19 protein-coding genes are annotated in these 20,795 nt (G+C 63.7%); 2 read left to right on the top strand and 17 right to left on the bottom strand.

What is annotated here, in order from left to right:
• Nucleotides 1-180: 180 nt before the first annotated feature.
• The 6 genes from ABDB81_RS27455 to ABDB81_RS27430 form a co-directional block, all read right to left on the bottom strand.
• Complete coding sequence (locus ABDB81_RS27455; protein WP_346814110.1) at nt 181-771, bottom strand: isochorismatase family cysteine hydrolase; 591 nt, start codon at nt 769-771, stop codon at nt 181-183.
• 23 nt (nt 772-794) lie between these two features.
• Nucleotides 795-1,679: an isocitrate lyase/phosphoenolpyruvate mutase family protein gene (locus ABDB81_RS27450; RefSeq protein WP_346814109.1), complete on the bottom strand. Its 885-nt coding sequence runs from the start codon at nt 1,677-1,679 to the stop codon at nt 795-797.
• 85 nt (nt 1,680-1,764) lie between these two features.
• On the bottom strand, nt 1,765-3,183 hold the full coding sequence (locus ABDB81_RS27445; protein WP_346814108.1) for an efflux transporter outer membrane subunit: 1,419 nt from the start codon (nt 3,181-3,183) through the stop codon (nt 1,765-1,767).
• 7 nt (nt 3,184-3,190) lie between these two features.
• Nucleotides 3,191-4,234, bottom strand: a complete 1,044-nt coding sequence (locus ABDB81_RS27440) for an HlyD family secretion protein (RefSeq protein WP_346814107.1) — start codon at nt 4,232-4,234, stop codon at nt 3,191-3,193.
• A complete protein-coding gene (locus ABDB81_RS27435; protein ID WP_346814106.1) occupies nt 4,231-5,781 on the bottom strand; it encodes an MFS transporter in 1,551 nt (516 codons plus the stop codon). Before ABDB81_RS27435 ends, ABDB81_RS27440 begins: the two co-directional genes overlap by 4 nt.
• A 97-nt stretch (nt 5,782-5,878) precedes the next feature.
• A complete protein-coding gene (locus ABDB81_RS27430) occupies nt 5,879-7,114 on the bottom strand; it encodes an FAD-dependent oxidoreductase (protein ID WP_346814105.1) in 1,236 nt (411 codons plus the stop codon).
• 105 nt (nt 7,115-7,219) lie between these two features.
• Here ABDB81_RS27430 and ABDB81_RS27425 point away from each other — a divergent pair, with 105 nt between their 5' ends.
• Nucleotides 7,220-7,846: a TetR/AcrR family transcriptional regulator gene (locus tag ABDB81_RS27425; RefSeq protein ID WP_160474261.1), complete on the top strand. Its 627-nt coding sequence runs from the start codon at nt 7,220-7,222 to the stop codon at nt 7,844-7,846.
• A 647-nt stretch (nt 7,847-8,493) separates the two neighbouring features.
• Here the strand turns inward: ABDB81_RS27425 and flgL are convergent.
• From flgL to flgB, 11 genes are all read right to left on the bottom strand, one after another.
• Complete coding sequence (gene flgL / locus ABDB81_RS27420; protein ID WP_346814104.1) at nt 8,494-9,732, bottom strand: flagellar hook-associated protein FlgL; 1,239 nt, start codon at nt 9,730-9,732, stop codon at nt 8,494-8,496.
• Between the two features lie 49 nt (nt 9,733-9,781).
• Entirely contained in the window at nt 9,782-11,707 is a 1,926-nt protein-coding gene (gene flgK, locus ABDB81_RS27415) for a flagellar hook-associated protein FlgK (protein WP_346814103.1), read from the bottom strand.
• A 366-nt stretch (nt 11,708-12,073) separates the two neighbouring features.
• On the bottom strand, nt 12,074-13,081 hold the full coding sequence (gene flgJ / locus ABDB81_RS27410) for a flagellar assembly peptidoglycan hydrolase FlgJ (RefSeq protein WP_137926477.1): 1,008 nt from the start codon (nt 13,079-13,081) through the stop codon (nt 12,074-12,076).
• 11 nt (nt 13,082-13,092) lie between these two features.
• Nucleotides 13,093-14,277: a flagellar basal body P-ring protein FlgI gene (locus ABDB81_RS27405; protein ID WP_346814102.1), complete on the bottom strand. Its 1,185-nt coding sequence runs from the start codon at nt 14,275-14,277 to the stop codon at nt 13,093-13,095.
• Between the two features lie 7 nt (nt 14,278-14,284).
• On the bottom strand, nt 14,285-14,989 hold the full coding sequence (gene flgH / locus ABDB81_RS27400) for a flagellar basal body L-ring protein FlgH (protein WP_346814101.1): 705 nt from the start codon (nt 14,987-14,989) through the stop codon (nt 14,285-14,287).
• Nucleotides 14,990-14,999: 10 nt separating this feature from the next.
• Nucleotides 15,000-15,785 (bottom strand): flagellar basal-body rod protein FlgG, encoded by a 786-nt coding sequence (flgG, locus tag ABDB81_RS27395; RefSeq protein WP_137926480.1) that lies wholly within the window; start codon nt 15,783-15,785, stop codon nt 15,000-15,002.
• Between the two features lie 17 nt (nt 15,786-15,802).
• A complete protein-coding gene (gene flgF, locus ABDB81_RS27390; RefSeq protein ID WP_137926481.1) occupies nt 15,803-16,546 on the bottom strand; it encodes a flagellar basal-body rod protein FlgF in 744 nt (247 codons plus the stop codon).
• Nucleotides 16,547-16,570: 24 nt separating this feature from the next.
• Entirely contained in the window at nt 16,571-17,815 is a 1,245-nt protein-coding gene (flgE, locus tag ABDB81_RS27385; RefSeq protein WP_346814100.1) for a flagellar hook protein FlgE, read from the bottom strand.
• 100 nt (nt 17,816-17,915) lie between these two features.
• On the bottom strand, nt 17,916-18,587 hold the full coding sequence (locus ABDB81_RS27380; protein ID WP_160474265.1) for a flagellar hook assembly protein FlgD: 672 nt from the start codon (nt 18,585-18,587) through the stop codon (nt 17,916-17,918).
• Nucleotides 18,588-18,654: 67 nt separating this feature from the next.
• Nucleotides 18,655-19,062 (bottom strand): flagellar basal body rod protein FlgC, encoded by a 408-nt coding sequence (gene flgC, locus ABDB81_RS27375; RefSeq protein ID WP_137926484.1) that lies wholly within the window; start codon nt 19,060-19,062, stop codon nt 18,655-18,657.
• 14 nt (nt 19,063-19,076) lie between these two features.
• Complete coding sequence (gene flgB, locus ABDB81_RS27370) at nt 19,077-19,493, bottom strand: flagellar basal body rod protein FlgB (protein ID WP_137926498.1); 417 nt, start codon at nt 19,491-19,493, stop codon at nt 19,077-19,079.
• Between the two features lie 419 nt (nt 19,494-19,912).
• On the opposite strand from flgB, the gene flgA reads away from it, so the two are divergent.
• Entirely contained in the window at nt 19,913-20,668 is a 756-nt protein-coding gene (gene flgA, locus ABDB81_RS27365) for a flagellar basal body P-ring formation chaperone FlgA (protein WP_137926485.1), read from the top strand.
• Nucleotides 20,669-20,795 lie beyond the last annotated feature (127 nt).

The following is a 20,795-nucleotide window of genomic DNA, read 5'->3' as shown; positions in this document are numbered from 1 at the left end:
TGCGTGGCTGCGCTGTCCATGGGTTGAACTATAGCGGTGGCCCCGCCGGAGAAAAACCGGGGTTCACTGTCATAGTTGTTCAAATTTATTGAAATAAGGAAATGGAGGATTTCCGTAGGGGATTAAGGCGGTTGGGATTCCAGCGCCCGAAGTCGCGCGCCGCTACGCGGGAGCGATTCGCTAAGCGCTTGCAGCGTCGTTGATGATTTGATCCACCGACGTCACGGCAGCGATGGCCGTGAGGTTTTTCATCGACCTGCCGTGGTCGTCCTCGCTACGCGCGGCACACGCATCCTCGACGATCACCACCTGATAGTCCCGGTCATGCGCGTCGCGCGCGGTGGACTCTACGGCCCATGTGGTGCTGACACCCGTCAACACCAGCCGCTCGATATGGTTCGCACGCAAGATCGCTTCGAGCGGCGTGCCATAGAACGCGCTGATGCGATGCTTGACCACCACGTGATCGCTCGCCTGCACATCCAGCCCATCGACAAAGTCCGTGCCCCAACGCCCAAGCGCAAGCGCGCCCGCCGTATGCGCCTTGCCGAAGAACGGCGACGCCTTGGGCTGCTCGGCATATTGCGCGGTGAAACCCACCTTCACGAAGATCACCGGCCATTGCCGAGAACGCGCTTGCGCAATCACCGCATTCACGTTGCGCAACAGGTTGCGATCCTGCGCGTGGGCCGCCGTACCGCCACCGGCGAGCTTTCCCTGCGGATCGACGATGTCGTTGATGACATCGAGCACGATCAATGCAGTCTTCATCGGCGCTCCCTCAGTCGTCGCTCTCAGTCGTCGCTCTTGTATCGCGCATCGAGTTCGTCGTACAGGGGCTTCCGGACCAGCCGCTGACGCTCGTTGAATGGCACGACAATCGCCGGGTTCTCGTCCATCTGTCCGTTCGACTTCAGCATGCCCAGCGCCTGCTGCATACCGCGCACCGCGCCCTGCAGCGCCGCGTTCGCATAGAGCACCAGGCCATAGCCGAGCCCTTGCAGGGCATCGCGCCCCTGCACGGGTGTCTTCCCGCCAATGACGATGTTGATCAGCAACGGGGTCTTGAACAACTGCGGCAATCGCTGGATATCGGGCAACCCTTCGATGGCCTCCAGGAACAGGATGTCCGCACCCGCCTCTGCAAAGCGGTGCCCGCGTTCGATGGCATCCTCGATGCCATGCACCGCCGCCGCATCGGTACGCGCGATGATCTGGAAATCGGCATCGTCCCGTGCATCGGCAGCCGCGCGGATCTTGGCGGCCATCTCGTGCATGCTGACCACATGCTTGCCGGCGAAGTGCCCGCACTTTTTCGGCATGACCTGGTCTTCGAGCTGGATGGCATCGGCGCCGGCCCGCTCCAGCGTGCGCACGGCATGCTGCACGTTGAGCGCATTCCCGAAGCCCGTATCCGCATCCACGATCAGCGGCAACGCCACGGCATCGCGCACACGCGCCGTGTGTTCGGCGATATCGCTGAGCCCGATGAAGCCGAGGTCCGGCAAGCCAAACGACATATTGGTCACGCCAGCGCCAGTCAGATAGACCGCCTGGAACCCCAGATCCTCGATCACGCGCGCACTCATGGCATTGAAGGCGCCCGGCACCAGCGCCGCCTGCTTTGACGCCACAAGTTGCCGGAACGCCTGTCTGCGCGCGGAAGGGGTGGATGTCATCGCTCGTCTCCTGTGACCCCGCTTGTGGAGGATCTTCACCGAAGATAGGCGCCCGCATGGGAAGGTCAAGCCGTTTCTATGCGGATCAACCGGTGGGCCCGCCCGGCCACCCTCCACCGAGCGCCTTATAAAGGCGAACCCGTCCGATTGCGGTCTTCGTGCCGCTTTCGACCCTGGCGGACTGGGCCAGCAAAAGCGTGCGCTGGACATTGAGCACGTTGAGGTAGTCGATAGCGCCCTCCTTGTAGCGTTGTTCCGCTACGGCCAACGCCTCGCGGTTCTGCTCGACAGCCTCGGTGAGATGGCGATGCTCGCGCTCCTGCGCGGCGTAATCGGACAGCACGTTGCTCACCTCATGCCAGGCCAGCAATACGGTCTTGCGATACGCAATCGCAGCCGCTTGCTGCTGCGCCTTTCGCAACGCCAGCGTGCCGACCAGCCGGCCGCCCTGGAATAGCGGCAGGTAGAGGCTTGGGCCATAGCTCCATTGCTGGGTAGCCCATGAACCGAAGCTCGAACCGTTCAGCGTCTGATAGCCGTAGTTGGCACCAAGTATCACGCGCGGATAGAAGTCGGCTTTGGCGGCGCCGATCTCCGCGGTGGCACGATGCAGATCGGCTTCTTTCATGCGGATGTCTGGACGCCGGCGCGCGATCTCCGACGGAATACCCACGGGGATTTCGTGCGTGTCGTCGTTGGTACGCGACGGAGATTTCAGCAGCTCGTCATCCAGCGTGCCGGGCGCCTGGCCGACGAGCATCGCCAGCGCGTTCAGCAAACGGACCTGCTCGGCCCCAAGCGCCTCCATCCGTGCGCGAACCGTACTGATCAACGCTGTGGCATTGTGTACGTCAAGACGCGTAGTGACGCCGTTCTCGTAGCGCGAGTTCACCAGGGCGAGGCTGCGTTCCGCGATCAGCAGGCTTTCGCGCGTGACAGACAACTGCTCACGCACGCCCTGCAGTTTCAGGTAGTCGGAAGCCGTCTCCGCAGCAACCGAGAGCAGCACGCCATCCATTTCTGCCGAGGTCATCGTAACTTCGGCCTGCGCGGCTTCGATCCTGCGTCTGACGTGCCCCCACAGATCGACTTCCCAGCTCAGGTCAAACGCCGCACCCCACAGCTCATAAGGCGATTTCCCATCGCGCCCGGAAGGATCGATCCATCCCTTCTCGCTCTCTTCCGCGCGACGATAGGAGGCACCGACCCCGACATTGGGAAACTGCGATGCACCATTCACTTTCAGATGAATGCGGCTTTGTTCCAGACGATTGCTCATCGCCAGAACGTCGAGGTTGCCCGATACGGCGCGCTCGACAAGGCTTGCCATTTCCGGGTCATCGAACGTCCGCCACCAGTCATGCGCCACGTCTCCCGCGCCGCAAGTCGGCGCACCGCATTGCCAGGACGCCGGCAGTCCCGCGCGCGGGGCCACGAAGTCAGGCCCTACCGCGCATCCACCCAGTGCAATCGACAGCAGGCACCCGCCCAATCCTTTGCGCATCCCCATCTCAAACCCCGTCCTTCGTCTTGACACTGACCACGACGGACATGCCGACGCGAAGCAGGTCTGCGTCGACGCCAGGTTCGTCGAAACGAATTTTCACCGGCACGCGTTGCACGACCTTGGTGAAGTTGCCAGTGGCGTTGTCAGGCGCCACCGGCGAGAAACTCAGGCCCGTGGCAGGCGCCACACTGTCAAGATGCCCCCGGAAGGATTTTTCCGGATTGCCATCCACCTGGATGGTCACCGACTGGTGCGGTTTCATCCGCGCCAATTGCGTTTCCCTGAAGTTCGCCACCACGTAGATATCGTCGAGCGGCACGATGGCCATCAAGGGCGTGCCGGCTGACACGTAGGCACCTACCCGGGCAGATCGCTGCCCCACCATGCCATCGAACGGCGCCACGATGTGCGTGTACGAGACATTGAGCACGACTTTCTGAAGCGTCGCTTCATGGCGTTGCAACTGCGCCTGCGCGGCTTCGAGCTGCGCGGTCAGCACCATCAATGTTCTGGATGCCGCCTCGCCCGACGCTACGTCGCGGTCCCGGTTCGCACGTGCCGCACTGAGGTCGGCGTCAGCCCGCTGCCACTCCTGCTGGGTACCGGCGCCGGAACTGGAAAGATTGCGATACCGCTGCGCATTCAATTCCGTAAAGCGCAGGCTTGCTTCGCTCGCGCGCACGCTGGCGCGTGCCTGTTCGACGAGCGCGCGCTGCCGGGCAATGCCCGCTTCCAGGTTCTTGATATCGGCGCGCGCCACGGCCACATTCGCCGTGGCCTCGGCCTTTGCCGCCAGATAATCGGCGGCATCGATGCGGGCCACCAGTTGGCCGGCCTTCACGCGCTGGTTGTCCTGCACCAGTACCTCGGTGATCTGACCCGTGACGCGTGGGGACACATACACCGAATCCGCACGGATGTAGGCGTCGTCGGTGCGCTGTTGCCGCCCGGCGTCGAAGATGCGAAAGCCGGCGTACAGGGCACAGGTCACGGCGGCGGCGCCGATCAGTGCATAGAAGATTCGGGGAGAGTGGCGAGGGACAGTCATGATCTGACAGGTGATTGAGGCGGAAAGGCACGAACAGGAACAAACCAGAGCACGAGGGCCATCAGTGCAATGACAAAGATCAGCGCGAGGAAGGTGTCGGCGTAGGCGAGCACGAACGCCTGTTGCCTTACCTTCTCCGCAAGCACGCGAGCCGGTATCTGCAACGGACTCGCATAGGCGGTGGTCAAGGCGTGGTCCAGCAACACGTTGGCATGGAAATGCCCGCGCCAGGTCACGAAATTGCTGAAGGCCGCGGCGGCTACCGTCGATGCCAGCGCACGCAGGCTGTTCACCATGGCGGACGCGAACGGCCCTTCGGCAGGCGCCACCACGCCAGTGGCCATCATCAGCAGCGGCACCACCACCATGGGCTGCGCCACGGCATGCATGAGCTGGAGGACGAAGAACTGTTCGCGAATCCAGTCGGGAGTGAGATAGGCGCCAGCAAGGCAGGCCAACGTCATCAATGCGAGGCCGGTAGCGATCACGTAACGGCAGTCCACCGTGCGCCGATTGACGATGAAGGCGACCAGCGGCGACAGCACGATCTGCGGTACGGCAATCAGCAGGGCCAGATCCATCGTCTGCACGGGACGATAGCCGTGGATACGCGCGAGGTATGCGGTGGGCAGCGCGCTGCCGGCGAACGTTGCGCACACGAACAGCATCAGCGTGGCGATGCCATAGGCGAAGTTTCGCCGGCGTAGCAGCCTGAACTCGAACAAGGGCGTGGGGTGGTGAAACTCGTGGACAAGGAAGGTCACCAGACTGACAACGCCACACGCGGACAGGATGCAGATCAGCGGGGATGCGAACCAATCGAGCCGTTCTCCGTGCGCCAGCGCCAGCGTCGTGCATGACAGGCCGGTGACGCCAAGCAGTGCGCCCTTCCAGTTGAATTTGCGAATGCGGTCAAGATGCACCGGGTCCTGTGGAATGCCATGCCAGATCAACGCGGCGGACAGCAGACAGAGTGGCATGAATTGCCAGAACAGCAGCCGCCAGTCCGCGCTTTCGGTCCAGAACGCGACGAGCGGCATCGTGATGTTTGGGCCGAACGTCGAGGTCAGCGCATACGCCGACAACCCGAAGAGCCGGTAGTGCGCGGGCAGGAAGCGCAGCGCTGCCGTCATCAGCATCGGCGGCAGGCATCCGCCAACCAGCCCCTGCAGCACGCGCAGAAACAACAGACTTTCAAAGTTCGGGGCGAACGGGCAAAGCACGCATATCAGCCCGAACAGGAGCGTGGCCCCGGTGGCGAAACGGCGCATCGAGAAGGTGTTCGCCAGCCAGGGTGCCAGCAACATCGCCGACACTTCGGCGGCTGCATAGCTCGACGACAGCCAGATCCCTTCGTCGCGGCCCAGACCGTAGCCGCCCAGGATATCGGCGAGGCCAATATCGCCAGTGCGGTTGTTGATGCCGGACACCAGCGCGGCAATCAGCACACCTTTGAGCCCGATGCCGAGCCGCAATGAAAACGGGGCATGAACGGGCGCGGCGCCACCGGCAGGGGCGTGCGGGGACAACGTGGAGGAAACACTCACGGCTCAAAGCGCTGAAGTTGGAGATGGAAGCAGTCCGGCTGACGAACCGGTCGCACGACGATGGGATGCAGCAATCGCGCGACCGGACGGCCGATGGTCAGGCGCGCGAAAGCGGCTCCAATACTGGCGGCCGTTGCAGCTCGGTCGAGGCCGCATCGAAGATATCGGCGCGATTGCCGTTGCGTGGCGGATAGATGCGTTCGCGATTGATGACCTGCTTGGTCTGCTTGGCTTGCTCGCCGATGGCGACGACTTCGCGGTCCCACCCCTGGGCGTACACCGCGCCGGCCGGACCTAGATCGATGATGTTCGTGTACCAGTCGATATGCAGCGGCAGCAGGTCCTCGCCAAACAGTTCGCATACGACGTTGTGGCCCGCGTACCGCCCCATCGGCCGGGCGTGCTGGCAGGACATCACCGATGGATGCTCGCCATCGATCAAGGCGTGCGCCACATCGCCTGCCGCATATACGTCGTCCATGCCTTGCACGCGCATGTAGGCATCCACCATGAGTCGGCCGTGCACGTCGCGCTTGCCGCTAAAACACGTGGTCAGCTCGCTCGCACGCATGCCCGCGCACCAGACCACGGTGGAGGTGTCGATATGCTGGCCACTGTTCAATGTCAGGCCGTAGCCGCCCAGAGACTTCACCGTCGCGTGCGGGAACAACTCGATCCCAAGCTCCCGACAGCTTTGCTCGATCACTGCCTGCGCGCCACCGAGGTGGCCAGCGATCTTCTCGTTGCTATCGACCAGGATCACGCGCACCTGCTGCGCGGCGTCGGGGATGCCGCTGGCCACCGCGGCTGCGCGCAACCGCGCCGGCAGTTCGCAGGCCAGTTCCACGCCCGTCGCACCCGAGCCCACCACCACCGCCGTGTACTGACCGGGATGGGGCGCGCGGGCATGCAGCGATGCGATGTGTTCCTGTAACCGATGGGCTTGCGCGTAGGTATCGACATCGAACGAGAAGACATCCACATCCACGATGGGCGGCCGCTCCAGCTTGCTGCCGCTGGCAAGCACCAGCTTGTCATACCGCGTGGTGATGAACTTGCCGTCGGACTCGATCCGGACGGACTTGCCATGCGTGTCGATATCCACCACGTTGCCAATCTGCAGCGTCACGCCGATGGGATCGAGTACCTCTCGCAGAGGTACCAGTGTGGCGGCGAGGTCGTCCTCATAGTTGCGTACGCGAATGCTGTGCTGCGCGTCACGATTGACGAGCGTGATGTGCACAGCCTTGCCCAACGTTTCCGCCATGCGAGCCGCCCCAGCCGCTGCCCATAACCCGGCGAAACCGCCGCCGACTACCACTATTTCCTTCACGTCAGAATCCTCGCTATTCGGGGGGCCGAAACCCCTGATTGACTGTGCCGATCGACCCAGCAATAATGCGAGCAATCGCTCGTCTTTTCAACTCGCGTTCCGACCATGGCCCGACAACCCGAGACAACACCCCGCAAAGCCCCGCGCCAGCGCCGTTCCATGGCAATGGTAGACACCATTCTGGAAGCCAGTGCTCGCGTTTTGATGGAGCGGGGATATGCCGAAATGAGCACGAATGCAGTCGCCCAGCAGGCCGGCATCAGCGTCGGGTCGCTCTACCAGTACTTTCCCAACAAGGCGTCGTTACTCACCGCGTTGCATCAGCGACACGGCATCCACATGGCCGAATCGATCGAGAAAGTCCTGGGGGAAGCGCACGAAGAAGGACTGCGCGGCGCCGTCACCAGCCTGATTCGCGCGGCAATGGCTGCCCACGAAGTGGAGCCGGAACTGCATCGCTTGCTGGAGAAGGAGCGCCCGCTGCTGGAAGCCAACATGGGCGCAGCCGGAGATCGCATCCATCGCCATGTGATGGAGTTACTGCTGCGGCACCGCGACGAACTGCGCCACGACGACCTCGACATGGCCGCGTGGATGACGATGAAGATGACCGAAGCGCTGGTGCATGGCGCCGTGCTGGAAGCGGTGGACGGCCAGAACGCGCGGAACGTCGAGGCAGGGATCGTCGACGGGATTCTTGGATTTTTATCGGCGACGCCGAAGCAGGCATGAGGACGCTGGGTCTATAGCGGTTGACAGCGACAGCGCCCCCAGGTAGCCACCAATGAGAGAGGTGCCTCGCAATGGGACTACCAACTCATAGTCGTGTCCCGATGCCGGCGTGAAGGCAGCTGCATCGCCACAGATGTAGCTCCCGTCGACTCGCGCATCGAGTTGTAGCCTCAATGGACGGTTCCCCGTGACATACCGCTCCACGACGGGGAAAGTTGCACGCGCGCCATAGAACACGCCGGCGAGATCGATTGACATCACCTTGCGCCACTCGTCGACCGACGCCTCGGTGGCCCGGCCCTCGGATGCCACGCCGGCATTCTGGTGACGGGAGGCCTCGTCTTACTTTGGTTTGGATACGTTTCAATGCCTGGCAGATTGCCCAACGGGCACTCGAGTTGAGCAGTCGAGACTAGGGATCGTGAAGCTCGGCAGTTGTCTGTGCCCATACAAGGGCTGGACGATGCCGACCTAGTAGACGGCACGAAAAAAAAGACCCGCCCCATGTAAATTGGGGCGGGTCTTTCTATAGCGGCCACAGAGCCAATCGTTCCAGACTGTTTAGCGAGTTTGACAAACGCACAAGCAGCGATTTGCCAACTCGCATTCCCTCAGAACAACCTTGTTTTTACCTCACCACCATCCGCTTACCGCAAATACTGGAACAAATTCATGCCCTGGATCTGCATGAACGATTGCTGCGCGCCTTGCAGTGCCGTCTGGCGCTGGTAGTACTCGCCGATTGCCGCAGCGTAGTCCAGGTCCTGCAGGTTCGACAGCGTCTGCGCGTTGCTCAGGTCGCGGTTCTCGCCGATGGTGTCGAGTGCGTCCAGTTCGTTCATGCGCGAACCCACCGATGCACGTACCGTCAGCACGTTGTCGAGCGAGTTGTTGTTCTGGCGCAGGCCCGTGGCAATCACGTTCTGCAGGTTGGCGTTAGCCGTTTCCGGCGACGTGCCGGAGTTGATAGGCTGCTTCAGTGCGTCGATGACGCTCTTGAGGTTGGCGAACACGTCGGCGCCGGCCTGTTGCGCGGGATCTGCGGTGATCTTGTCGCCGTTTGCCGGGGTGCCCTTCACCGAGAACGAGACGCCTGCCACGCTGATGGAACCGCCGTCGACGTAATCCACCGGGCCGCCAATTGCCGCGCCGGTTGTCGCGTTGGTCACCGTGTATTGCATCTTGCCGGTGCCGGCGTTGGTCTGGAACGTGACCGCCAGCTTGGTGCCGTAGAGCGCGTTGCTCGGGTCGGTCACGGACGGCGCGCTGTACGTGGCCGTGCCCGTGTTGGCACTGTTACCTTTGAGCACGTAGCCGGCGCTCTTGCTCACCGACTGGAATACTTCCGCGCCCGTGTTGCCCGCGGGCATCTGGCGCGACACATCCACTTGCAGCAGCTTGTGGCCGGTATCGCCCTGGTACGTCACGTTGCCGGCGGCGTCGGCCGCGAACGGCACGGTGCCGGTTTTCAGGCCCGCGAACAGGTAGTTGCCCGTGCCGTCGTCGGCATTGGCCAGACCCAGCAGTTGGTCGTACTGGCCTTGCAGCGCGGTGGCCAGCGAGGCGCGGTCGGTATCGCTCAGCGTACCGTTACCGGCGTTCACCAGCAGCGTCTTCACGCTCTGCAGCACCGTGGTCACGGTAGTCAGCGAGTTTTCTTCCAGTGCCAGCGCCGAGTTGGCTTCCTTGCGCGAAGCGGTGTACTGGCCGTTCACGGCACCTGCCTGCGTCACGCCCAGCGCGCGCGTGGCGGCAACCGGATCGTCCGAAGGCGTGAGGATACGACGGCCCGTGCCCAGCTGTTGCTGAACATGCATCAGCAGGGACTGCTGGTTGTTCATCGACTGCAGGCCCTGGCGGTAGAGGGTAGAGGTTGCGACGCGCATTGCGAGGATTCCTTCGGGTTGATCTCAGGGACGGCGGGTAGTGGGCCGCTTAGCGGGCGATGCCGATCAGGGTGTCGAAGACCGTGCTGGCTGCCTGGATGACCTTGGCGTTGGCCTGGTACAGCTGCTGGAACTTCAGCAGGTTCACGGTTTCCTCATCCATGTTCACACCCGACACGGACTGCTGCGCGGCGTAGACCTGGTTCGTGATGCTGTCCTGCGAGGTGGAAGCGATCAGCGCCGACTTCGTCTTGCTGCCCACGTCGTTGACGAGCGTGGCGTAGGCGTCGTTGAAGCTCGACGTGCCGTTGATCGTCTTGGCGGTCTGCAGCTTGGCCAGCAACAGCGCGTTGCCGTTGTCGGACACGGAGCCTGCGTTGTTCGACAGCGTGAACGTGTCGCCATCCTTGGGCGTGCCGCCGAAGCTGAACGTCATGCCGTTGATCGTGTAGTCCACGCCGGTGGCCGTAGTGGTGGGCGCCGGCTGCGGTGCCAGGGGCGTGCCGGCAGCATTGGAGAAGACATAGGACGTCGTGGCAGCGTTGTACCTGACCGTCAGCGGTCCGGCCAGCAGCGAGAAGCCAGGCGCTACATTGGTCAGCTTGGCCGTGGCCGAACCGGCGTTGCTCGTGGCGGCGTCGGCGCGCGACGGCGAGGCGGCAGCGATCTTGGCGGGGTCCGTGATCAGCGTATCGAAGCCAGCGGCGGCATTGCGCGTGGGCTGGATCTCGAACGAGTCGCTCACGTTCATGGCGCTGTTGAGATTGATCTGGAAGCCGTCGGCCCCGAGCGTCATCGGATACGTAGCGGTAGCCAGCGGCTGCGTGGCGACCACCGTGTTGTCCGACTTGCGCGTCAGCGTGTAATTTCCGTTGGTCAGACGCAGCGTGTAGTCACTGACCGTCAGGTTGCTCGTGTTCGTGATCGTTGCCTGGACGATGGCGCCCGAGGTGTTCTTCGCGTTGGCAAACACTTGGGCCTTGCCCAGCGCAAACAGATCGGTGCCGATAGCGCCGTTTAGGTCGATACCCAGCTTGTGCTGGTCGTTGAACTTCTGGCCGATGGCCAGCGAGAGGCGGCCGATGGCGTTCTGCGCGGCGTCGAGCGAGTCGGTGCGGAATCGCAGGAAGCCACCGAGCGAGCCGCCCGTGATCGAACCTTCTTCCGCCTCGTACGTGCCATTGCTGCCCGGCACCGTGTAGCCGATCACGGTACGGCTAGGGTCCGATGCCGAGGGAATCGCCTTGATGTCGTACGAATCGGTGCCCAACACCAGCGGTTGACCGTTGCCGACGACCACGTTGTACGTATTGCCGTCCTGGATCACCACCTTGGCGCCGACGAGTTCGGTCAGCTTGGCCACGGCCTGGTCACGCTGGTCGAGCAGGTCGTTCGGCGCCTGGCCGCCCGATGCGGCGGTCATGCGCGAGATCTCGCCATTGAGTTTCGCGATTTCCTTCGTGTAGTCGTTGACCTGCGTGACCGTCGACTTGATCTGCGTATTCAGGCCGTCCTGCAGTTGCTTGAAGTAGTCGCTCGACGACTTCATTTGACCAGCCAGCGCTTGCGCGGAGGACAGCAGGCCCTGACGCGCCGCGGCATCGGCCGGCGTGTTCGACACGGTCTGCACCGCAGCGAAGAACTTCTGCATCAACGGCGCCAGGCCGCCCTTCTGGTCAGCCAGCAGGTTGTCGATCTGAGAGATCTGGTCGGCGTACGTGGCCAGATCCGAGCTGGCCGAGGTGGCGCCACGCAGTTGGCCCGTCAGGAAACTGTCGTACACGCGCTGCACGGTGAGCGTGTTGGAACCCTGGCCGTAGAAGCCCGAGCCCGTGTACTGGCCGCCAGCCGAGGCGATGATCGTGTTCTGGCGCGTGTAGCCGGGGGTGGCTGCGTTGCTGAAGTTGTGGCCCACGGTTGTGAGGGCGTTCTGCGCAACGTTCAGGCCCGACAGACCAATATTAAACAGAGACATGTTCGTCTGACTCCGGATCGAATGGCTAGCCGGCGGCGTCAGGCCGGCGGCGATGGATACGTTGGATAACGGCGCGAAAGTGGCGCGACTTTAGCGCCGCAATTGTGTGAATTTCGTGGTTGTTGTTAGCGCTTACTCTTGATACATTCGAGCGTGTAAGCGACTACAGCGCGACCGGGTGGTAGCGTTGTCCTTGGAAATTCTGTGGTCTTGCTCCCCTCTCCCGCTGTGCGGGAGAGGGGTTGGGGGAGAGGGCCGGAGGTTCTGCTTGCCAACTGGTGGCAATTTGAACCGCTGGCCCTCTCCCCCGCCCCTCTCCCAGAGGGAGAGGGGAGCAAACAATCGGGAATCAAATGTCTCGACTTCTTACGTCGAAACCTTCTTCATGATCCTGACCAGCTTCTCGCCATATGCCGGATCTGTCGCATATCCCGCGCGCTGCAAACCGTGCGCGGCTTCATCGGCGTTCGATGCCGATACCACGTTGGCATAGCGCGGGTTATTCGTCAGCAGGCGCGCATAGTCGTTGCACGCTTCTTCATAGGAACCATAGGAGCGGAACTTCGCGCGGGTCTTGACCGGCTGGCCATCCACGTATTCCGTGGTGAGAATCTCGGTGGTCGGGCCCTTCCAGTTGGCGCCGGCCTTGATGCCGAACACGTTGAACGAGGTCGAGCCATCGGGATTGCGAATTTCGCGGCGGCCCCAGCCGGATTCCAGCGCGGCCTGGCCGACGATGAGCTTGGCCGGCACGCCCGAGGCGCGCGCGGCGGCCATCGCGGGCTCCGCCATGCGGTTCACGAAATTGCTGATGTGTTCGGGCGAATCGTCGGGCAACTGGCCGAGCTGCGACTGTCCGTTGCCCTGCCACTCGGACTGATTCTGATACTGGCGCACACCGGCCGTGGGATTCCATGCCCCACCGGGCAGCGTCGTGCCAACCGGCGGGCCATCGGCATCGGTCGCGCCTCGGCTGTTGAGCATCTGCGCCATCTCGGCATCGCGTACGCTGGCACCTGTAATGCCACCTGCGGCGGCCATTCCCGGCGGCAACTCGGTGCCGGTGGCACGTGCAAGCTGCCGCAGCATGGCGTCTGCCAGGCCGATGCCGCGCGACGAAATCTGCTGCGACATCTGCTGGTCCATCATCGACATGTAGAGCTTGGTCTGCTCGTTGTCGAACAGGCCATCCGACGGCGTGGCATCGCGCATGCTCTTGAGCACCATGTGCGTGAACACAGCCTCGAACTGCTTGGCCGCAGCCTGCAGCGTGGCGGTGGTGTTCCCGGCGCGCGACTGGTTCTTCAGCGCTTCAAACCCTTGCGTGTCGAGGGCGAAGCGCTGGGTCAGATCGCCCGCGCTGCTCGTCGTCATCCCTGCCGCCATCAGATGATCTCCAGTTCGGCGCGCAGTGCGCCGGCCGAACGCATCGCTTCCAGGATCGTCTGCAGGTCCTGCGGCGTGGCGCCCAGCGCATTCAAACCCTTGACCACGGCGGCCAGCGACGCACCTGCCTTGACGATCTGCAACGATCCGCCATCGCGCTTGAGGTCGATCTGGGAGACCGGCGCCACAACAGTCTGGCCCTGGCTGAACGGTGCAGGCTGGCTGATCACCGGCTGCGTATTGATGACCACCGACAGGTTGCCGTGCGCAATTGCGCAGTCTTCCACGGTGACCGTCTGGTTCATCACGATCGATCCGGTGCGTGCATTGAGGATGACCTTCGCGGCGGCCTTGGCCGGCGTGACATCGAGGTTCTCCACGCGTGCCATGAAGCCCACGCGCGCGGCCGGCGTCTGCGGCGTGCGCACCTGCACCACGCGTCCGTCCATGGCGGCGGCAGTGCCCGGGCCAAGGTTACGGTTGATGGCTTCGACCACGCGCTCGGCAGTGCCGAAGTCTGTGTCCTTGAGTTCGAGATTGACGTAGCCGCCCTGCGGCTCGAACGGCGCCACGGCGCGTTCGACGATGGCGCCGTTCGCAATGCGGCCCACCGCGAGCTGGTTGATCTGCACCTTGCTGCCATTGGCCGACGCACCCGCGCCGCCCACCAGCATATTGCCCTGTGCCACGGCATAGACCTGGCCGTCGGCGCCCTTGAGCGGCGTCATCAGCAGCGTGCCGCCGCGCAGGCTCTTGGCATTACCCATCGACGAGACCACCACGTCCATCTGGCTGCCCGGCTGCGCATAGGGCGCGAGCGTGGCGGTGACCATCACCGCGGCCACGTTCTTGAGCTGCATGTTCTTGCCGGCCGGCAGCGTGATACCCAGCTGCGACAGCATGTTCTGCAAGCTCTGCGTGGTGAACGGCGTCTGCATGGTCTGGTCGCCGGTGTTGTCCAGCCCCACGACCAGTCCATACCCGATGAGCGGATTGTCGCGCACGCCCTGGAACGTTGCCAGGTTCTTCAGGCGTTCCGCATGCGCGGCGCCCGTGCCGAACCCGAACAGCAGGGCCAGCACAAAGCAGGCAAAAGATACCGCACGGCCATAGCGGGAACGAAGACCGGGCGGGTTGCCGAAAAGCGAGCCTGGCATGTTGAGAGGCATCGGAGGCAGAAACATGGCGGGATCAGAACGGTAGGACATTGAGGAAGAAGCGCTGCAGCCAGCCCATGTTTTGTGCTTCGTCGATGTACCCCTTCGCGGTGTACTCGATGCGTGCATCCGCCACCTGCGTGGACAGTACGCCGTTGTCGCCCGTGATCGTGCGCGGATTGACCACACCCGAGAAGCGGATGAACTCCGCGCCCTGGTTGATGGCCATCTGCTTCTCGCCGGACACCACGAAGTTGCCGTTCGGCAGCACTTCAAGCACCGTCACCGTGATGGTGCCGTTGAACGTGTTGGCCGCCGACGCACCGCCGCTGGCCTTCAACGCATTGGCACCGCTCACGTCGGCGTTCTGGCTCGTGCTGAACAGCCCCGCCAGGGCGCGCGGCACCGCATTGAACGCGAGGTTCGTGCTGCCCGTGCGGCTGGCGTTGGTGCCCGAGTTCTTGCTGGCGTTGACGTTCTCCGTGATCACGATGGTCAGGATGTCGCCAACGTTACGCGGCCGCCGGTCCTCGAACAGCGGATTGCTGGCGTACGAGGATGCAAAGATCGAACCCGTGGAGGGGCCCAACGGACGCGGTTCTGCGCGTGCCGTGGTGGGCAACTGCACGAGCGGCTCCTTGGGCACCAGCGCGCAGCCGCCGCTCGCCAGCGTAGCCAGGGCGACGATGGCGTAGACGACGATTGCACCGATGCGATACTGCTTGGCGGCCATGGTCATTCCCGTTTCTTCAACCCATCTGGGTCAGGCGTTGCAGCATCTGGTCAGACGTCTGCACAGCCTTGCTGTTGATCTCGTAAGCGCGCTGGGTCTGGATCATGCTGACCAGTTCTTCCACCACGTTCACGTTCGACGATTCGACATAGTTGTTCTGCAGCGTGCCCGCACCGTTCAGGCCCGGCACCGTGGTGTTCGGTGCGCCCGAGGCGTCGGTCTGCGCGTACAGGTTCTCGCCCAGGCTTTCCAGACCGGTCGGGTTCGCGAACGTGGCAACCTGGATCTGGCCCACCGTCACGGCGTTGGTCTGGCCCGGCTGCGTCACGGTCACCGTACCGTCGCGTGCGATGTTCAGGCCCGTGTAGTTGGCCGGCAGCGTGATGGCCGGGTTCAGCACGAAGCCGCTCGACGTGACGAGCTGGCCGTTCGGGTCTACCTGGAACGAACCGTCACGCGTGTAGGTGGTGGTGCCGTCCGGCATCGTCACCTGGAAGAAGCCCTGGCCGATGATGGCCACGTCGCGCGCATTGCCCGTTTGCTGCGGGTTGCCCTGCGTGTGAATGCGTTCCGTTGCCACGGGGCGCACGCCGGTACCGATCTGCATGCCCGACGGCAGCACGGTCTGGTCCGACGACAGCGCGCCAGGCTGGCGCACGGTCTGGTACATCAGTTCCTCGAACACCGCGCGGCTTTTCTTGAAGCCCGAGGTCGACACGTTGGCCAGGTTGTTCGAGATCACGTCCATCTGCGTCTGCTGCGCGTCGAGGCCGGTCTTGGCAATCCAGAGAGAGCGGATCATGGTGTTCCTAGAATTCGTTAGTTGTTCGACAGCAGCGCATTGGCACGCTGGTCATTGGTGTCGGCGCCCGTGATCATCTTCATCTGCATCTCGAAGCGGCGCGCATTGGCGATCATTTCCACCATGGACTCCACCGGGTTCACGTTGCTGCCTTCGAGCGCGCCGGAAATCACGCGCACGGTGGCGTCCTGCTGCAGTGGATCCACGCCGGGACGCAGGCGGAAGTAACCATCGTCACCGCGCGCCAGCCCTTCGGGCGGCGCCGAGACGACGCGCAGCTTGCCAACCTGCGCCAGGCCGTTGGCCGCTTCGCCCGGACCACGTGCCACCACGCTGCCATCGGTACCGATGGACACCGTGGCGCCCGGCGGCACGGCGATGGGGCCACCATCGCCCATCACCGGCCGGCCAGCCGAGTTCTGCAACTGGCCGTCGGCCGACACCTGCAGCGCTCCCGCGCGGGTGTAAGCTTCCGAGCCGTCCGGCATCTGCACCGCCAGCCAGCCGTTGCCACCGAGGGCAACGTCGAGGTCGCGACCGGTATAGGTCAGCGGCCCGGCCTTCATGTCGGCGCCCGGTGTCGAGGCCAGCGTGAAGGCGCGCGTCTGCGTTTCCTGGCCCTGCACCGGTACTGCACGGTACAGGTTCACCTGCGCCTTGAATGCCGGCGTGGAGGCGTTGGCCAGGTTGTTCGATACTGCGGCCTGCTGGTCGAGTATCTGCTTGGCGCCCGACAGGGCGGTGTAGATCAGGCGGTCCATGGCGATCCGTCAGCGGGGGCCGGCTTAGATGTTCACCAGGGTCTGCAGGACGGTGTCCTGCGCCTTGATGGTCTGGGCGTTGGCCTGATAGTTACGCTGCGCAACGATCAGGTTCACCAGCTGGCCGGACAGGTCCACGTTCGACTCTTCCACGGCGTAGGAACGCAGCTTGCCCAGCGAGCCGCCTGCGGCACCCAGCAGTTCCTGGCCCGACGAACCGGTGGCGCTCCACACGTTGTCGCCTTCGGGCTTCAGGCCTTCGACGTTGCCGAACGATGCCAGGGCGATCTGGCCCAGCGACAGCGTCTGTTCGTTGGAATACGAGCCCAGGATCGTGCCGTCTTCCTGCACGGCGTAGCTGACCAGCGCGCCCGAGGTGTAGCCGTTCTGCACGATGCTCTTCGGGTCGTTGTCCGCACCGAACTGCGTGCTGCCCGTCAGGTCCAGGCGTGCCGTCATGGCGGCAGCGCCGTTGGCGGCCGGCAGCGTGACGTTGGGCATGGTGGCAGCCGTCGGCGCGCGCAGCGTACCGTTGGCGTCGTAGGACAGCGTGACCGTCTGCAGCACGTTGCCGTTGGCGTCGGTGACGTGCATCGACCAGTCCGTACCGCCAAAGGCGTTGGTCGGTGCCGGGGCAACGGGCGGGCCGGCCACGACCGACTTGCCGAAGTAGGCGGTGAGCTGCTGCTTGTTGCCCAGCGAGTCATAGGCCGTCATCGGCGTGCTGTAGCTGAACATCGACGAATCCGCACGGACGGCAGGCGTGCTGGCGAACACGTTGGTCGGCGCGGCGCTGCGCGAGTCCAGCTGGAATTGCGCGGCAATGTTCGTGGTGGCCTTCGGCGGCATCTGCGCGTTGCTGATCGTCAGCGGCTGCGGCGCCACACCACCGGCGGTGGTGCCGGCCGGGTAACCCGTGACCTGCAGGCCCGTGCCGTTCACCAGCGTGCCGTCGTCCAGACGCGAGAGCTGGCCGTTACGCGAGTAGAAGACCTGGCCGTCCTGGTTGACCAGGCGGAAGAAGCCGCTGCCGTTGCTGATGGCCACGTCCATGCTGCGGCCCGATGCCGAGACCGTGCCGTTGCTGAACGATTGCACCACGGCGTTCACGCGCGTGCCCAGGCCGATCTTCGAGCCTGCGTACACGTCGGCGAACTGTGCCGTCGATTGCTTGAAGCCAACCGTGTTCGCGTTGGCGATGTTATTGCCGATCACGTCCAGGTTGGACGCTGCGGCATTGATGCCGCTTACCCCTTGACCAAAACCCATGATTTTCCCCTATGTAGGCTGTCGTTCGTGAATTGCCCGCGCGTATGCCGGACCGGGTTGATACGTGAATGTCTTGATAAAAACCGTGTTGCCGTGCCGATCAGGAAATGCGGCGCACGTCGTCGACGTTGGCCATCTTGCCGTCGCCCAGATCCACCAGCACGCCAGTGCTGTCGCCGCTGATGGCCTGCACCTTGCCGTAGATCAGCGGGATCGGGCTCACGTCCTTGCCGCCGGCCGTGGCCGTGACCTTGAACGCATAGTCGCCGTCTGCGACGAGGTTGCCCGCATCGTTCTTGCCGTCCCACTCCACGTCATGCACGCCGGCCTTCTGGCCCTTCATGTCGATGGTGCGCACCACGTTGCCCTTCTCGTCGAGCACCTGCACGGTCACGGCGTCTGCCGTCGTCGGGATGTCCACGCCGAACTTGCCCGACACGCCATCGGTCACGGTCAGGGCGTTGCCCGGCACCATCACGGTCTTGCCGATCAGTGCGGCGGAGTCCATCGCACGACCAGCCGCGGTTTGCGTCAGCAACTGCGTCATGGTCTCGTTCATCGTCTGCAGACCGCTCACCGTGCTGATCTGCGCCAGTTGCGAGGTCAGCTGCGAGTTGTCCATCGGATTCAGCGGGTCCTGGTTGGTCATCTGCGTGACCAGCATTTTCAGGAAATTGCTCTGCAGGTCGGCTGCGCTTGCGCTACCGCTTTGCAGGGCCTGGTTCACCCCCGAGTTGGCGGTGCTGTTACCTACGGAAGAAGTCGATGCCATGTTGTGTTCCGGCTAGTGTTCTTGAATTCTGGAAATCGGAGATACGGAAAACGCGTTTCGGCTGGCGTCACTGACCAATGGTCAGCGTCTTGAGCATCATGGTCTTGGCGGTGTTCAGCACCTCCACGTTGGCCTGGTACGAACGCGATGCCGAGATCATGTTGACCATCTCTTCCACCGGGTTCACGTTGGGCATCGTCACGTAGCCATTGGCATCGGCCAGCGGATGCGTGGGGTTGTGGATCATGCGGGCCGGCGCGGAATCCTCCATCACACCCGCCACCTGCACACCACCCACATCGGTCTGGCCCGGTGTCGGGGCCATCTCGAAAATCACCTGCTTGGCCTTGTACGGCTGGCCGTTCGGCGCCACGGCGCTGTCGGCATTGGCCAGGTTCGACGCCGTCACGTTCATGCGCTGCGACTGCGCGGCCATGGCCGAACCGGCCACGTCGAAAATGTTCATGGAACCCATTGCAGCGCCCCCCCTTAGTTCTGGATCGCGGACAGCATCGTCTTGATCTTCGAGCTCATGACGGTCAGGCCCGCTTCGTAGTGCACCGTGTTGTCGGCAAACGCCACGCGCTCGGTGTCCATTTCCACGGTGTTGCCATCGATACTCGATTGCAGCGGAATGCGGTACTGCAGGTCGCGCTCGTTGTTGCTCATCGCAGGCGCCTGCGCCGGCATGTGCCGCACGGACGTAGTGGACAGCGACACGCCGTCGCGCTGCTGGTTGCCGCGCTCCACGGACTGCGCCAGCGTGCTGGCGAAATCGAAATCGCGCGACTTGTAGCCCGGCGTATCCGCGTGGGCGATGTTCGAGGCAATCACCGATTGCCGCTGGGTCCGCAGGCTCAGTGCTTCCTGCTGGAAGCGGAACGCCGCATCGAGTCTGTCCATGATGTCTGCCTTTCCTGCTTTGGCTGTGGCTTCATTTCGGGGAGAGAACTGCCGTAGACCTGGGTATACCTTCCGCACACGCCAGACCGGGCTTCTTCAGGGTTGCCATCTTAGGGGCCGGGTTGTCACGCCAATCGTGCGAATAGGCAGGAGAAACCCGCGCATTTCCGGTTCGGTCTCTCGCGCGAGCCTGCCTACAATGACTCCCACTGACCGATGCCAAAACCTGGCTCGCCCGCCCCGCGCGGCGCGCCGCACAAGGCTTCGCCGTCAGTGCCAGGCGCGGCGCCGTCACGGTGCGCCAACCGCCTGTGCAAACGTTTACCGATGTTCAACTGTTGTGCGACGGCATCGACCGCGGGTTTACGCCTCCGTATTGGATTCGCAGCCCCTGCCGTCTCATCCTTGCTGGGATGACCCCTATGACTTTCTCTCGCCAGGCCGCCGCGCTGATGGCATTCGCCGGCATTGCGCTGGCGCCGTCCGCCATGGCCGCTCCCGCCCAGGTCACGCCCGTTGCGCCGCCCGGTGCGGCACCGCAAACCCAGGCCGCCCAGAATCCGTTTGCCGATGACCCCGCGCGCGTGGCCGTCGAACAGTTCCTGCAGCGCCAGTCCATGGGACTGCCGGGCAAGATCAGCGTGCAGGTGGTGCCGCCCTCGGGTGGCCGCGCGCCGGACTGCTTCAACCCCGAACCGTTCCTGCCCGCCGGCGCGGCCCCATATGGACGCGTCAACGTGGGCGTGCGATGCGGCGGCGACCGGCCGTGGACGCGCTATATGCAGGCCCGCGTCTCGGTGATGACCGATTACTACGTGGCCGCGCGTTCGATGGGTCCCGGCGAGACGATCTCCGCCGCCGACCTTGAACTTCGCCAGGGTGACCTGGCCGCCCTGCCGCGCGCCGTGGTGACCGATCCGGCACAAGTGGAAGGGTCGGTATCGGCCAACCGCATCGCCGCCGGCTCGCCGCTGCGTACGGATCTGCTCAAACGGCCGATTGCCGTGAGGCTCGGACAGACGGTCAACGTCACTGTGGAAGGCGAGTCGTTCCAGCTATCGAGCGAAGGCAAGGTGCTGAACGACGCTCCCACCGGCGCCCATGTGCAGATCCGTCTGCGCAACGGCCAGGTGGTCAGCGGCGTGGTGCGCAGTGGCGACACTGTCGTGCTGCAGTAACACAATCGGGTTAGCGTCACAAAGTTGTACCGGGAAGTTAGTCGTCACACGGGCTGGGACCCTCGACCAGGCAGGAAAATGATGTGGCAGCAACCGGCGCAGGCAGACCGTGCGAGAATGCGGCGAG

Origin of the sequence: Cupriavidus sp. DL-D2, from assembly GCF_039710735.1 — a bacterium.
In the GTDB taxonomy this organism is placed as follows: domain Bacteria; phylum Pseudomonadota; class Gammaproteobacteria; order Burkholderiales; family Burkholderiaceae; genus Cupriavidus.
The sequence above is the reverse complement of the archived record's forward strand: the minus strand, read 5'-3'. Positions and strand labels throughout refer to the sequence as shown.